Annotated in this window: 12 protein-coding genes and 1 pseudogene; all 13 read right to left on the bottom strand. The window is 32.7% G+C overall.

What is annotated here, in order from left to right; translation table 11 throughout:
- Entirely contained in the window at window positions 1–231 is a 231-nt protein-coding gene (gene secG / locus BET03_RS12190; protein ID WP_207666075.1) for a preprotein translocase subunit SecG, read from the bottom strand.
- A gap of 162 nt (window positions 232–393) precedes the next feature.
- The gene (eno, locus tag BET03_RS12185; RefSeq protein ID WP_120170576.1) at window positions 394–1,683 is read right to left on the bottom strand and encodes a phosphopyruvate hydratase; all 1,290 of its coding nucleotides are present in this window, start codon (window positions 1,681–1,683) and stop codon (window positions 394–396) included.
- 77 nt (window positions 1,684–1,760) lie between these two features.
- Entirely contained in the window at window positions 1,761–3,293 is a 1,533-nt protein-coding gene (gene gpmI / locus BET03_RS12180; protein WP_120170575.1) for a 2,3-bisphosphoglycerate-independent phosphoglycerate mutase, read from the bottom strand.
- A gap of 16 nt (window positions 3,294–3,309) precedes the next feature.
- The gene (tpiA, locus tag BET03_RS12175; protein ID WP_120170574.1) at window positions 3,310–4,056 is read right to left on the bottom strand and encodes a triose-phosphate isomerase; all 747 of its coding nucleotides are present in this window, start codon (window positions 4,054–4,056) and stop codon (window positions 3,310–3,312) included.
- Between the two features lie 13 nt (window positions 4,057–4,069).
- Window positions 4,070–5,263 carry a phosphoglycerate kinase gene (locus BET03_RS12170; protein ID WP_120170573.1) on the bottom strand — a complete coding sequence of 398 codons (1,194 nt, stop codon included), beginning with the start codon at window positions 5,261–5,263 and terminating at the stop codon, window positions 4,070–4,072.
- Between the two features lie 87 nt (window positions 5,264–5,350).
- Window positions 5,351–6,364: a type I glyceraldehyde-3-phosphate dehydrogenase gene (gap, locus tag BET03_RS12165; protein ID WP_120170572.1), complete on the bottom strand. Its 1,014-nt coding sequence runs from the start codon at window positions 6,362–6,364 to the stop codon at window positions 5,351–5,353.
- A 44-nt stretch (window positions 6,365–6,408) separates the two neighbouring features.
- The gene (locus BET03_RS12160; protein WP_120170571.1) at window positions 6,409–7,434 is read right to left on the bottom strand and encodes a sugar-binding transcriptional regulator; all 1,026 of its coding nucleotides are present in this window, start codon (window positions 7,432–7,434) and stop codon (window positions 6,409–6,411) included.
- Window positions 7,435–7,672: 238 nt separating this feature from the next.
- Window positions 7,673–9,003, bottom strand: a pseudogene (gene rpoN / locus BET03_RS12155) (RNA polymerase factor sigma-54).
- Window positions 9,004–9,223: 220 nt separating this feature from the next.
- Window positions 9,224–10,168 carry an ABC transporter permease gene (locus tag BET03_RS12150; protein WP_183108856.1) on the bottom strand — a complete coding sequence of 315 codons (945 nt, stop codon included), beginning with the start codon at window positions 10,166–10,168 and terminating at the stop codon, window positions 9,224–9,226.
- Window positions 10,158–11,294, bottom strand: coding sequence for an ABC transporter permease (locus BET03_RS12145; protein WP_120170569.1), 1,137 nt, complete (start codon window positions 11,292–11,294; stop codon window positions 10,158–10,160). Before BET03_RS12145 ends, BET03_RS12150 begins: the two co-directional genes overlap by 11 nt.
- On the bottom strand, window positions 11,284–12,792 hold the full coding sequence (locus tag BET03_RS12140; RefSeq protein ID WP_120170620.1) for an ABC transporter ATP-binding protein: 1,509 nt from the start codon (window positions 12,790–12,792) through the stop codon (window positions 11,284–11,286). The genes BET03_RS12145 and BET03_RS12140 overlap by 11 nt, the downstream gene beginning before the upstream one ends.
- A 132-nt stretch (window positions 12,793–12,924) precedes the next feature.
- Complete coding sequence (locus tag BET03_RS12135; RefSeq protein ID WP_120170568.1) at window positions 12,925–13,965, bottom strand: BMP family lipoprotein; 1,041 nt, start codon at window positions 13,963–13,965, stop codon at window positions 12,925–12,927.
- Window positions 13,966–14,155: 190 nt separating this feature from the next.
- Window positions 14,156–15,340, bottom strand: coding sequence for a glycine/sarcosine/betaine reductase complex component C subunit alpha (gene grdD / locus BET03_RS12130; RefSeq protein WP_120170567.1), 1,185 nt, complete (start codon window positions 15,338–15,340; stop codon window positions 14,156–14,158).
- Window positions 15,341–15,351: the final 11 nt, after the last annotated feature.

Genomic DNA, 15,351 nt, shown 5'->3' with positions numbered 1-15,351 from the left:
TTATTGTAGTGCAGCTAGTGCTAATGCAGATATTATAAAAACAACTGCTGAAATTGTTGTTACTTTACTTAATATCCCTTCATAAGTTCTTCCTTTGTTTTTACCTAATAAGCTTTCAGCTCCACCTGCAATACTACCAGATAAACCAGCACTTTTACCTGGTTGTAATAAAATACTTCCTATAAGTATTAAGCTTGAAATTATAAGTAATATAGTGAAAAATATGTTCACTTTTGCACCTCCCTAAGTTTATAATTAACATAGTTATTCTAACATAGGAGAATTATAAAATCAATAAATTTCCTTTCAAAAATATAAAACCAAATAATAAGGATAGACAATCCATCCTTATTATTTGGCAAAATTTCCTCTATTTATTCATTTTATCCAAAATTATTTTAAGTTATAGAATGAATCTCTACCTTTATATTCTGCAATATTTGCTAATTCATCTTCTATTCTTAGTAATTGGTTATACTTAGCAACTCTATCTGTTCTAGAAGGTGCACCAGTCTTAATTTGCCCTGCATTAGTTGCTACAACAAAATCAGCAATTGTAGTATCTTCAGTTTCACCTGACCTATGTGATACTACTGCAGTATATCCTGCTCTTTTTGCCATTTCAATTGCATCTAAAGTTTCTGTAATTGTTCCTATTTGGTTTACTTTAATTAGAATTGAGTTAGCTACTCCATTTTCGATACCTCTTGCAAGTCTTTCAGTGTTAGTTACGAATAAATCGTCACCAACAAGCTGTACTTTCTTTCCTAGTTTTTCAGTCAGTAGCTTCCATCCTTCCCAATCTTCTTCATCAAGACCATCTTCAATTGAGATTATTGGGTACTTTTCAACTAAATCTCCATAGAAGCCTACTAATTCTTCTGCAGTAAGCTCTTTTCCTTCACCTTCTAGTTTATATACATTTTCTTCTTTGTCATATAATTCTGTAGAAGCAACGTCTAATGCAAGAAGAACTTCTTCACCTGGCTTATAACCAGCTTTTTCTATAGCTTCTACAATTGTGGATAATGCTTCTTCATTAGAGCTTAAGTTTGGTGCAAATCCACCTTCATCACCAACAGCTGTATTTAAGCCTTTTCCTTTTAATACTTTCTTAAGATTATGGAATATTTCAGCACCCATTCTTAAAGCTTCTTTAAAGCTTTTAGCTCCTACTGGCATTACCATAAACTCTTGAATATCAACGTTGTTATCTGCATGCTTACCACCATTTAAGATGTTCATCATTGGAACTGGAAGAGTTCTTGCACTAACTCCACCTATGTATTGATATAATGGCATTCCTAATGCATTTGCAGCAGCTTTAGCAACTGCTAGTGAAACACCTAAAATAGCATTAGCCCCTAATTTTCCTTTATTATCTGTACCATCTAGTTCTATCATTTTTTTATCTATACCCACTTGATCTAATGCATCCATACCAATAATTTCTGGTGCAATTACATTATTTACATTTCCTACAGCCTTAGTAACACCTTTTCCTAAATATCTGTTTTCATCCTTATCTCTTAATTCTACTGCTTCAAAAGCTCCTGTTGAAGCACCTGATGGTACTGCAGCTCTTCCTAATGCACCACTTTCAGTCCATACTTCCACTTCTACAGTAGGGTTTCCTCTTGAATCTAATATTTCTCTAGCATAAACATCAGCAATTATTGTCATCATAATCTCCTCCTTGTTATTTTCTAAATTGTATATTAAGGGTAATTAGCTAGTATATACTAGCTAACTAGCCAATATTATCTTGTTATTAAAGACTTACCAGTCATTTCTTCTGGGATTTGTGCACCCATCATATCTAATATGGTAGGTGCTACATCTGCAAGGATTCCTTCCCTTAACTTTACATTTCCTTCACCAATTATTATACACGGCACTTTATTTGTTGTATGGGCAGTTAAAGTTTTTCCTGAATGTTGATCTATCATTAACTCTGAGTTTCCATGGTCAGCAGTAATTAACACTTTTCCATTAACTTTTTGTATTTCTTCTACAATCTCACCTAAGCATGAATCAACTGTTTCGATTGCCTTTATTGCTGCATCTAATTTTCCAGTATGACCTACCATATCTGGATTAGCAAAATTTAATACAATTAAACCATAATTTTCTTCTCTAATTCTTTTAATAACCTCATCCTTAACTTCTATAGCACTCATTTCTGGTTTTAAGTCATATGTTGCAACTTTTGGAGAAGGAATCAATACTCTATCTTCACCTTCATTTGGCTCTTCTACTCCACCATTAAAGAAGAATGTCACATGGGCATACTTCTCTGTTTCTGCAATTCTTAATTGCTTAACCCCTAAGCTACTTACATATTCTCCTAAGGTATTCTCATGTTTCTGAGGTTTATATGCTATATTCATATTTTCAATAGTTTTATCATACTGGGTCATACCTACAAAATGTACATTTACTTTCTTATCTCTATCAAACCCTTCAAAATTTTCATCTACAAAAGCCCTTGTTATTTGTCTAGCTCTATCTGGTCTAAAGTTAAAGAATATTATAGAATCACTGTCATCTACAGTTGTTACTGGTTTTCCATTTTTAGTTACAACTGATGGAATGACAAATTCATCTGTTACATCTTCACTATAAGACCTATTTACTGCTTCAATAGCTGTTGCAACTTCTATACCCTTACCTAATACTAATGCATTATATGCCTTTTCAGTTCTGTCCCATCTCTTATCTCTATCCATTGCATAGTATCTACCAGCAACTGTTGCTATTTCACCAATGCCAATTTCATTTAACTTTTCTTCTAACTCTTCAATATATTTTTTAGCACTTTTCGGTGGAACATCTCTACCATCTAAAAAGCAATGTACATATACTTTTTCAATTCCATGCTTTTTAGCTAGATTTAAAAGTGAGTATAGATGTGTATTATGACTGTGAACTCCGCCATCTGATAGTAACCCCATAATATGAAGCTTAGAGTCCTTTTCCTTTACATTATTAATTGCTTTAAGGAACTCTTTATTTTCATAAAATTGACCATTGTCTATTGACTTATTTATCCTAGTGTAATCTTGATAAACTATTCTTCCAGCACCTATATTTAGATGGCCAACTTCAGAATTTCCCATTTGTCCTTCTGGCAATCCTACGTTTAGTCCACTTGCTTCTAAAGTAGTATTAGGATAATTTTTAATTAATCTATCAAAATTTGGTGTGTTAGCTTTACTTATAGCGTTTCCTTCGTATTCTTCGCCTATTCCCCAACCGTCTAAAACTATTAGAGCTACTAATTTGTCAAACATTTTTTTCCTCCTTGTTTTAGAAATTTACTATTTCTGTAAAGGCATCTGCTTTAAGGCTTGCTCCACCTACTAGAGCTCCATCAATATCTGCTTGATTCATAATATCTGTTACATTATGAGGCTTTACACTACCTCCATATTGAATTCTAACCCTTTCTGATACATCTATACCGTATTTTTCTTCTATAGTCTTTCTGATAAATGCACACATTTCATTAGCATCTTCACTTGAAGCAGTTTTTCCAGTACCAATAGCCCAAATTGGTTCATAGGCAATAACTATCTTAGTAACATCATCTTTTTCTACTCCATCGAAAGCCTTAAGGACTTGGTTTTTCACTATATCCTTCTCAATACCTTTTTCTCTTTCTTCTAGTGTCTCACCAACACAAACTATTGGGTTTATTTCATGTTTTAATGCAGATTTTATCTTTTTATTTACTGTTTCATCAGTTTCATTAAAATATTGTCTTCTCTCTGAGTGGCCTATAATAACATAATCTACTCCGATATCCTTAAGCATTACAGGTGATATTTCTCCAGTAAATGCACCACTTTCTTCCCAATGCATATTTTGTGCTCCAAGCTTTATTTTGCTATCTTTTATTTCTTCTTTAATATCTTTTAAAGCTATAAAAGGAACACATACAGCCACTTCTACATCTGTTTTTTCCGCTACTTCCTTAAGTTCTTTTACTAACACTAAACCTTCAGAAATAGTTTTATTCATTTTCCAGTTTCCAGCTATAAATGGTCTACGCATTATAAAATCCCCCTTATTTATCTTCAATAGCCGCTATGCCTGGTAATGTCTTTCCTTCAAAGAACTCTAATGATGCTCCTCCACCTGTAGATATGTGAGTCATCTTATCATTATATCCTGTTTTTTCAACAGCAGCAGCACTGTCTCCTCCACCTACAATTGTAACAGCACTTGACTCTGCCATAGCCTTTGCTATGCTCTCTGTACCTTTTGCAAAGTTTTCCATCTCAAATACACCCATTGGTCCGTTCCATACAACAGTTTTAGCATTCTTAATTTCTGCTTCAAATAACTCTATAGTTTCTTCGCCAATATCTAATCCCATCATATCTTCAGGAATTTCATCTACTTTTACTGTCTTAAATTCTGTATCATTTTTAAATTCCTTTGCAACTACAGTATCAACAGGTAGTAAAAGTTTTACACCTTTTTCCTCTGCCTTTTCCATTAATTTCTTTGCTAAATCTATTTTATCTTCTTCTAAAAGTGATTTTCCTATTTCATATCCCTTTGCCTTTAAGAAAGTATAAGCCATTCCGCCACCAATAAGTAATGTATCTACTTTTTCCATTAAATTCTCTATTACACCAATTTTATCAGATACTTTTGCTCCTCCTAAAATAGCAACAAATGGTCTCTCTGGGTTAGACATAGCTTTACCCATAACTTCTATTTCTTTCTTTATTAAGTATCCAGCAGCTGTTGGAAGATGCTCACTTACACCAACATTTGAAGCATGTGCCCTATGAGCAGTACCAAAAGCATCGTTTACAAAAACATCCGCTAATGAAGCTAACTCTTTAGCAAACTCTGGATTGTTTTTCTTTTCTTCTTTTCTAAATCTTGTGTTTTGAAGTAACACTACATCTCCTTCTTTCATATTTTCAACTGCTTTTTTAGCTTCATCCCCTACAACTGTATCCTCATCTGCAAAAGTTACTTCTTTTCCTAATAATTCTGCTAATCTCTTTGCAACTGGCTCAAGGCTTAATTCTGGCTTAGGCTCTCCCTTTGGTCTACCTAAGTGTGACATTAATATTACTTTTCCACCATTTTCTATTATATACTTTATAGTTGGTAATGCACTTTTTATTCTTCTATCATCAGTTATATTCCTATCATCATCCATAGGTACGTTAAAGTCACATCTTACAAGTACTTTTTTCCCTTTAACTTGAATATCTTCAACTGTCTTTTTATTTAACATGTTTTTCCCTCCTTCAGAAGATATTAAAATGTGATAAAAGGTTAAAGGCCGGTTTTGCAATAATACGCAAAACCGGTCTTCTGTCTATTATAGTCCTTTGCTTGCAATATATTTAGCTAGGTCAACTACTCTTGCTGAGTATCCCCACTCATTGTCATACCAAGATACTATCTTAACCATTTTATCTATAACCATTGTTGATAATCCATCTACAATTGATGAACGTGGGTCTTTTCTATAGTCTATTGATACAAGAGGCTCTTCTGAGTATCCAAGGATTCCTTTTAATTCTCCTTCTGCTGCTTCTTTTAATATTTTGTTTACTTCTTCAGCTGTAGTTTCTTTTTCTACCTCAAAAGTTACATCTACTACTGATACTGTTGGAGTTGGAACTCTCATTGCCATACCATTTAGCTTACCTTTTAGTTCAGGTAATACTAATGCAACAGCTTTAGCTGCTCCTGTTGTTGTTGGAATAATAGATTCAGCTGCAGCTCTTGCTCTTCTTAAGTCTTTTTGATGAGTTCCATCTAATATTCTTTGGTCATTTGTGTATGAGTGTACTGTAGTCATTAAACCTTTTTTAACACCTAATTTTTCAAGTACCACTTTTGCAACTGGTGCTAAACAGTTTGTTGTACATGAAGCGTTTGAAACAATGTGATGGTTAGCTGGATCATAATCTTCTTCATTTACTCCCATAACTACAGTTACATCTTCACCTTTAGCTGGAGCTGAAATAATTACTTTCTTTGCTCCTGCTTTAATATGTTTTGAAGCTCCTTCTCTGTCTCTGAAAACTCCAGTTGATTCAATAACAATGTCTACTCCTAAGTCTCCCCATGGTAAGTTTTCTGGATCCATTTCACTATAAACTCTTATTTTCTTTCCATTAACTACTATGTATTCACCTTCAGTATCTACTGTTCCTTCAAACTTTCCAAAGCATGAATCATACTTAAATAGGTGAGCTAACTCCTCTACCTTACCAGGGTTGTTAATTGCAACTACATCTAGCTCCTCTACTTTGTCTTCCATCATAACTCTTAAAACATTTCTACCAATTCTTCCAAAACCATTAATAGCTACTTTAACTGACATTTTATTACCTCCTTAGTTTATTTTTTAGCTACTTTATTAGTAGCCTAATTGACTATACTTAAGATTTTTTTTGCTGCTCCTTCATCTGTAATTAGAGTCATATCATTTCTTAATGTTGATATGGCAATTATAGCTTCTGCCTTAGTTGTACCACCTGCAACCCCTATAACTGTATCAATTTCTTTAAAATCACATAGAGAAAGTCCAACAGTACTAGACTCCCAAACTTTTTTTCCTTCAGTATTAAAATAGTATCCAAAGGCTTCAGCAACTGCTCCTCTTTCCATTAGCTTATCTATAACTTCCTTTCTTAGCTTTCTACGTTTTGCCATAACATCTGCTCTACCTATTCCGAAAACTAATACATTTATATTTTTTATTGTTTTTATAACATTATTAATTTCTGGTACCTGTAATAAAGTCTCTAGTGCTTCCTTTCCAATATTGTCTGGGACATGGAGTAGTTTATATTTACCTCCAAGCCTTTGTGCTAATTTTGCTGCAATATTATTAGACTGGGTTTCAACATATTTGCCAAGGCCTCCTCTTGCAGGGAGTACAAGAACATCTTTTTTATCCTTTAAAGGTGGGATTTCTTCTACAACATTAGCCATAGTAGTTCCACCAGTTACACCTATGATATTTCCATTTTTTACTATATCACTTATAAACTTTGCAGCTCTTTTTCCAATATCTTTTATAACATGCTCATCTTCATCATAACTACCAGGGACAATTATTACTTTTTTGATATTTAGTTTTTTCTCAAGTTTTTCTTCTAAGGTATTTAAATCCTTAAGGGCATGCATAAATTCTTTAAGTTGATCTATTAACTCTTTACCTTCTTCTGTTATATGCATTCCTGAAGATTTTATTTCCAAAAGTCCTTGTTTTTTTAATACATTTACTTCTGTTCTGACAACCCTTTCGCCAATATCTAATCTTGCAGCTATTGTTCTCCTTCCAATTGGTTCATTATAATATATACTCCTTAAGATATTATACCTCTTTTCGAGTATTTCAATCATTTCTGGTATAATCTTTTTTTGTAAGTTAACTATTTCTTTCATATAAAACTCTCCCTGTGGACACTTTGTGTCCATGTTGTCAGTTTCTGTCCCATATTATGTGTAGTTACTTTTAAATAATTATAAATACTATAGTATAGTTTACCCTTTAATAAGATATATATACGGGTCACATTCCATCCCATGTATATATTACGTGTCCCATACCCATAAAAAAAATATGAGCCTGATCACAATTTATATTATACTCAAGCTCATATAAAAATTCAAGGGATGAAAGCTAAAATCTTCTTCTTAAAGTAGAAGAAGGTATATTTAATTCATCACGATATTTGGCTACTGTTCTTCTTGATATTTTTATATTTTTTTCTTTCAATTTATTAACAATTTTTTGGTCACTTAAAGGCTTTTTAGGATCTTCACTTTCTATTAAATCTTTAATCATAGTTTTTATACTAGTTGTAGATATATCTCCATTTTTACTAGATATTCCGTTTGAAAAGAAAAATTTAAGTTCAAATATACCTCTGGGGGTCTGAATATATTTTCCATTTATTGCTCTACTTACTGTGGACTCATGTACATCTATATCATCTGCTACATCCTTAAGAGTAAGAGGTTTCAAGGCAATTTTTCCCTTAGTAAAAAAATCTTTTTGAAATTTAACAATGGAATTGGCAACTTTATAAAGGGTCATTCTTCTTTGTTCTATGCTTTTAATAATCCATAGGGCAGAATTCAACTTACTGTTTACATAGTCTGATATATTCCCATCTTTAGTTTTCTGTAATAGCTCCTTGTAAAATTTATTAACTTTAAGCCTAGGGGCAGTAGTATCTTTTACTTGTACTATAAATTCTCCGTCTACAATTTCTAATATAATATCTGGTACTATATACTTTAAATCGTCACTTTCATGTATGAATCCTCTCCCTGGCTTTGGTTCTAATGTTTTTATTAAATCACATACTTTCTGTGTTTCTTTCAAAGATATGTTTAACTTTTTAGATATTTTAGATAACTTATTTTTGCAATATCTTCTAAATGGTTCTCAACTATTTTGTAAACAATAGGATCATCAATTTTATTAGCTTTTAATTGAATAGTTAGACACTCTTTAATATTCCTAGCCCCTACTCCAACAGGATCAAAGGTCTGAATAATTTTTAAAACGTTTTCAACATCCTTTCTATCTACATCTAAAGACCTTTGGAATTCATCGATATCTGTAATTAGGTAACCATTCTTATCAATATTTTCAATTATTAGTCTACCAATTCTTTTATGTTCTTCTTTAAAAAGACTTAGGTTTAACTGAAACATCAAGTGCTCTTTTAATGAGGTTTTTGTGGAAACAAAGTTCTCATAGTTTATATCATCATTATTTTTATAACTAAAATTTCTATAACTAATATCATCATATTCACCTAAATACTCTTTCCAATCGATTTCATCTTGATTATTATCTTTATCTTTTAAACTTTCGTAAAGTCCTCCCTCAAAATCTATTTCTAATAGTGGGTTTATCTCTATTTGAGTATCTATATACTCTAGTAATTCTTGATTATTAAACTGGAGTATCTGTATAGCTTGTCTTAATTGGGGTGTCATGACTAATTTTTGAGTCTGTTCAAGTGTTAACTCAAATCCTAACTTCATTTTATTCACCTCGAATTTTACATTAATAGAGTGGAAACTTTGAAAATGAAGAGCATAATAAAGGTAGTATTTGTTTCTTTCTTTATTAAATATATATTACCTCTTATTTAGATTATACCAAAAAAAATACTTATAAAAAAAGTTCTTTAGCCATATGGCTAAAGAACTTTTTTTAATTACTATCTTTCTCATATGGTACACCATCAGCAGCTGGTGGTGTTGCTCTACCAACGAATCCCATTAATATAATTAGGGTTAATACATAAGGTATCATTGCTAATATTTCTGATGGTACCTGGAATTCAGTTCCACCTAAGAATACAACTAACCCTTGAGCTGCACCAAATAGAAGACATGCCAACATTGCTCCCTGTGGTTTCCACTTACCAAAAATCATAGCTGCAAGTGCAATAAACCCTTGCCCTGAAATTAATGTCGGTCTAAAATTTGAAACTACCGCTAAGCTCATTGCTGCTCCACCAAATCCCGCAAATACTCCAGATAGAAAAACACATAAATATCTTATATTATATACATTTATACCCAATGTATCAGCTGCTTTAGGATGTTCACCTACCGCTCTAATTCTTAATCCTAATTTAGTTTTGTAAAGAATAAACCAAATAATAGCCACTAATATAAAGGCTAAATACACCGTATCATATTGATTAAAAACTTTTTCTATAAAAGTTCCCTTAGTAAGTATTTTATCTAAACTTCTTGGTATTTTATCTTCTAAATCTATTGGTCTAGTCATTGTAGCTCCATCAAAAAACATTCTACTAAGAAACAAGGCAAGACCTGGTCCTAAAAAGTTTATTGCAATACCTGAGACCACTTGGTCTGCAGCAAATGTAACTGATGCTATTGCATGAAGAAGTGCTAAGGCTCCCCCTGCTAATCCTCCAACTAAAAAACCAAGCCAAGGGTTTCCACTATAATATCCAACAGTTGCACCAAAAAATGCCCCTATTGTCATCATACCTTCAAGTCCTATATTTACAACTCCAGAATTTTCAGATATAACTCCACCTAAGGCGGTATATATTAAAGGTGCTGAATACATTAGTGTAGTTCCTAGAATAAACGCTAAGCTCTCAAGTATATTATCCAACATTCTTTTCACCTCGTTTCTTGTTCATCAGCGAACCTAACATTCTAATAAATTTTGGTATTGCTACAAAGAAAACTATAGTACCGATAACTATGTTAACGACTTCTGAAGGCGCTCTTAAGAAGGGTTGTATTTTAGGTCCACCATATTTTAACATACCGAATAAAAGGCCTGAAAATATACTACCAAATGCTGTGTTGCTTCCTATAAGTGAAACAGCTATACCGTCAAATCCATATCCTTCCATGGCTGCTAAAATTGCAACACTTTTTGTAACACCAGTAACTTGTAGAGCACCAGCTATACCTGCAAGGGCACCTGCTATAAACATTGAAATAACCATACTTTTTTCTACATTAATTCCACCATATTCAGCTGCATGTCTATTAAAACCTACAGCCCTTAGCTCGTAACCTAAAGTAGTTTTATTTAATATATACCAAACCAAAATTGCAAGTAAAATAGCAATTAAGAACCCTAAATTTACAGGAGCTGCTAAGATATCTTTTAGTATTGGATAATTAGATAGCCATTCCCTTCCTACATCTGAGTATTTCCAGTTTTCTAAAATAGTAATACTAGCAGTATTTTGAATTTCATATGAAGTCTCACTTTGTGGTCTTTTAAAGCCTTCAAGCATTACAAAATAGTTATTTAAATAAAGAGCAATCCAGTTTAGCATTATAGTAGCAATTACTTCATGGACACCAAATTTTGCCTTAAGGTATCCTGCTATTGCTCCCCATAACCCTGCAGCTAGGGCAGCAGTTATGAAAACAAAAATAAAATGTATAACTGGAGGAAGCTTTAAAAAATATCCTATTGCAGTGGCAACTAAAGAACCGATTATATATTGACCTTCAGCACCTATATTAAATAATCCAGTTCTAAAAGCAAATGCCACAGAAAGTCCTGTAATAATTATAGGAGTAGCATATATAATAGTCCAAGATATATATTTAGGACGACTAAACACTCCTGATATCATAACACTATAAGCTTCCAAAGGATTAAAGCCAGCAATTAAAAGAACGATTGCACCAACTACAAAACCAATTACTATAGAGAAAAGAGTAAAACCAAGATTTCCTGAAAATAATTTTTCTTTAAGTTTTAACTTAGTTTTCATTTCTTTTTCCACCTCTCCCAGCCATTAATAATCCTAGGGTTTTTTCATCAGCCTCTTCAGCATCTATTATATCTACTATTTTTCCTTCGTATATTACAGCAATCCTATCTGACACATTTAAAACCTCATCTAGCTCCAAGGAAACTAATAAAACGGCTTTATTTTTATCTCTTTGTTCTACTAAAGATTTATGAACAAATTCTATAGCCCCAACATCTAAACCTCTAGTTGGCTGGGCTGCTATTAGTAAATCTGGATCATTAGAAACTTCCCTAGCAATAATTACCTTCTGTTGATTTCCTCCTGATAAGGCCTTTGCTTTTATTTTTTCATTATTAGGCCTTACATCAAACTTCTTTATTAAGTCTTTGGCATATTCCTTAATTTTGTTTTCATTTAATATTCCTTTTCTTGAAAATGGCTCTCTATCATAGTTCTCCAAAACAGTATTTTCTGCAATAGTAAACTCTAAAACTAATCCTCTTTTTTGACGGTCTTCAGGTATAGTTGATATACCACTATCAATTATTTCTCTAGGTGTTTTATTAGTAATATCTTTACTATTAAAATACACTTTTCCTGATTCCACTTCCCTTAAGCCAGTTATTGCTTCTATTAATTCGCTCTGTCCATTCCCATCTACACCTGCTATACCTAGTATTTCACCTGACTTTACTTCTAGTGATAGTCCATCTACAGCCTTAATATTTCTGTTATCCCTTACAACTAGATTATCTATTTTAAGAACAGTATCACCTGTTTCTCTTTCTTCCTTATCAACTTTAAAGCTGACTTCTCTACCTACCATTTTAGAAGCTAACTCTTCTTCTGTTGTTTCACTTACCTTTACTGTATCAATATATTTTCCTCTTCTTATAATAGTACAATAATCTGCTACCTGTTTAATCTCTTTTAATTTATGAGTAATAATTATTACAGTTTTTCCCTCATTAGTTAAATTTTTAATTATTTTTATTAAATCTTCAATCTCTTGGGGTGTTAAAACTGCAGTAGGCTCGTCCAAAATTAATATATCTGCTCCTCTATAAAGTGCCTTTAAAATCTCAACTCTTTGCTGCATACCAACTGTAATATCTTGTATTTTTGCATTTGGATCAACATATAAACCATACTGTTCTGAAAGCTTTTCCACATCTTCAATAGCCTTATCTCTGTCTAATACTCCAATACCTTTAGTTGTTTCCATACCTAATATAATATTCTCTGCAACAGTAAATGGTTCTACAAGCATAAAGTGCTGATGGACCATACCTATTCCATTTTCTATTGCAACATTGGGATTCTCTACATTTACCTTTTTACCTTTTATATATATTTCACCAGATGTAGGTTGATACAAACCATACAGTACATTCATTAATGTTGTTTTACCTGCTCCATTTTCACCTAACAAAGCATGTACTTCTCCTTTATGCACAGTTAGGTTTATGTTATCATTTGCTTTGAAGTCTCCAAACATCTTTGTTATGTTTTTCATTTCTACAACTTTTTCTTTGAAGTTTCTGCCATCCAAAGAAATAACCTCCTATCCCTCTAAAAAATGTTGAAACAGCTCAGACAAAGTCCGAGCTGTTTTCATTATAGGTCAAATCTTCAGTTAATTCAAATATTATTTAATATTTTCTGATATAAACTCATTATAAGTTTCTTCATTAAATGGAACTACAATTTCTCCATCAATGATTTTTTGCTTTAATTCTTCAACCTCTTCAAGTATATCAGCTGGTACATGCTTGCTTGTTGTAGGAGCTATATCAACTCCACCTTCTTTTAATCCATATACTACTGTTTGACCGCCTGGGAAATTTCCTTCTTTTAATTCTTTAGCCATATTAAACATAGCATTGTCTACTCTTTTCATAGCTGAAGTAATAACATTGTCTGGTGCCAAGTAATTTTGGTCTCTGTCAACACCTATAGCATATTTTCCTTGTTCTTTAGCTGCTTCTATAACGCCATCACCAACTGCCCCTGCAGCATGGAACACTATGTCTGCTCCATTTTGGAACATGTTAGTTGCTATAGCTTTACCCTTTGCTGAATCAGTAAATGATTCTGCATATTGTCTTATAATTTCTACATCAGGGTTTGCATATTTAACACCAGCATGGAAGCCATAATCAAATCCATCTATAACTGCACTTTTTATTCCACCAACAAAACCAACTTTTCCTGTTTCAGTCATTTTACCAGCAATGTATCCTACTAGGAAAGATGGTTGTTCAGCTTTAAACACTACTCCAACTAAGTTATCAGGTGTATCCTCATATGCATAATCTATAATAGCATATTTTTGATCTGGATTCTGTTTTGCAGCTTCTAATATAGCATTACCCATCTTATATCCAATACCCCAAATTAAGTCGTTATTAGCATCTAAAAGAGTTTCAAGATTTGGTATGTAATCTGCATCTTGATTTGACTCTAAGTATGATACCTCGATACCTAATTCCTCTTCAGCTCTTTGTAAACCTTCCCATGCTGATTGATTGAATGATTGGTCGTTAACTCCTCCGACGTCAGTAACCATTGCAATTTTTACTTTGTCTTCATTTTCACCAGTATCATTCTGTCCACCAGCACCACATCCAACTGCTAGCGTTAGAATAAATACACTAACCATAAGTAACGAAAGAACCTTTTTAAACATTATAATACCTCCCTATTATAAAATGTTAATTCTGCGTTAAATAATTCTACTTTAATAATACCATAAAAGTATATTACTTTTCTATAAAAAATATATTTAAATATTCTTTAAAAAATACTTAAAATTAAAATTTTTAATATCTTTAAACAGTGTTGGCTAACAAAAGCCCTAGGCTAACCTAGGGCTTTTGTTAGCATGGGTCTGATTCTTTTGTAGTATATCCTGCCTTAGTTAAAACTTCTAAAGCTTTATTAAGTTTATCTTCACTTACCATTACAACAGGTCCAGTACAGCCCATTCCGCTTTCTGCATATATTCCGTTTTTCCATAAAGTTCTAACTGCATTTTCTAATTCAATAATATCGATACCTGAAATAGAGCCTGTTACAACTTCTTTAGAGGGCGGAGTTATTTCTTCTGTATCTTCTGAAGTGCCTTTATCTTTATTTTTAAGATTTTTTAATATTTCATCTAATTTAGCTTTTTTAGCTTTATTAAATTCTTCTTTAGCAGTTTGAACAATATTTCCCTTTGCTAAGTCTGCTGCATACTGGATTGCATTAGCTACTACAGGTACTCCTGAGGCCCTTGATAAAATTATAATCGTTCTTTCATAACCTTCACCTATACCAGGACCATAACCATATCCCATTGCTTCATAGCTGCCTCCAGTAGTAAATGATGAAAATATTTTCATTAACAAGTTACCGGTAAGCGTATCAGTTATCATAACATCTGGAGTCCCTACAAGTAAATCGTTTCCTCGCATAACTGAACCGCCATCAGCCCTTATTGATTCTGTAAAATTAATTTCATAACCATTCTCATTTAACTCTTTTAAGGCACTTTCAACTTTTCTTGCACCATCAACATTTAATATACCAACCGAAGGATTCTTAATTCCCATAGCTTTTGCTGTAATTATACCGTATATCCCGTTTTTAATCATTGCTTCTACTCTATGGGGAGATGATGTACCTGTTGTAGTAGCAATAAACATTTCCTTACCCTTTCCTGGTGTAACAACTCTTCCAACAGTTGATACTCCTATTGGGAAATTATAATGCATTGTAACTGCACTTTGTATATCCCCATCATCTAATAACTTTTCCATTTTTTTATGAGCTTCTTCCTCATTGTTTGCTTCTACAATTTCTAGATTTGTATCAACTTTGGGACCTATTAAAACTACTTCCATTGATTTATCCTTCTCTTGGGCTAATTCAGCCCCTTTAACAATGTTATCAACTCCATGTTCACTTCCTAACGTTGTTATACCAACTCTAACCTTTCTGCCAAACTGTCCTGTTTCAATTGCGTCAGCAATATCATTAAAAACTTTTCCCAACATTTTTTTAACATTATTATCTGCCATACTTATCACCT

This window comes from Thermohalobacter berrensis (assembly GCF_003609645.1).
GTDB lineage: Bacteria > Bacillota > Clostridia > Tissierellales > Thermohalobacteraceae > Thermohalobacter > Thermohalobacter berrensis.
Note: the sequence above shows the minus strand (reverse complement) of the source record. Positions and strands in the feature narration are given on the sequence as shown.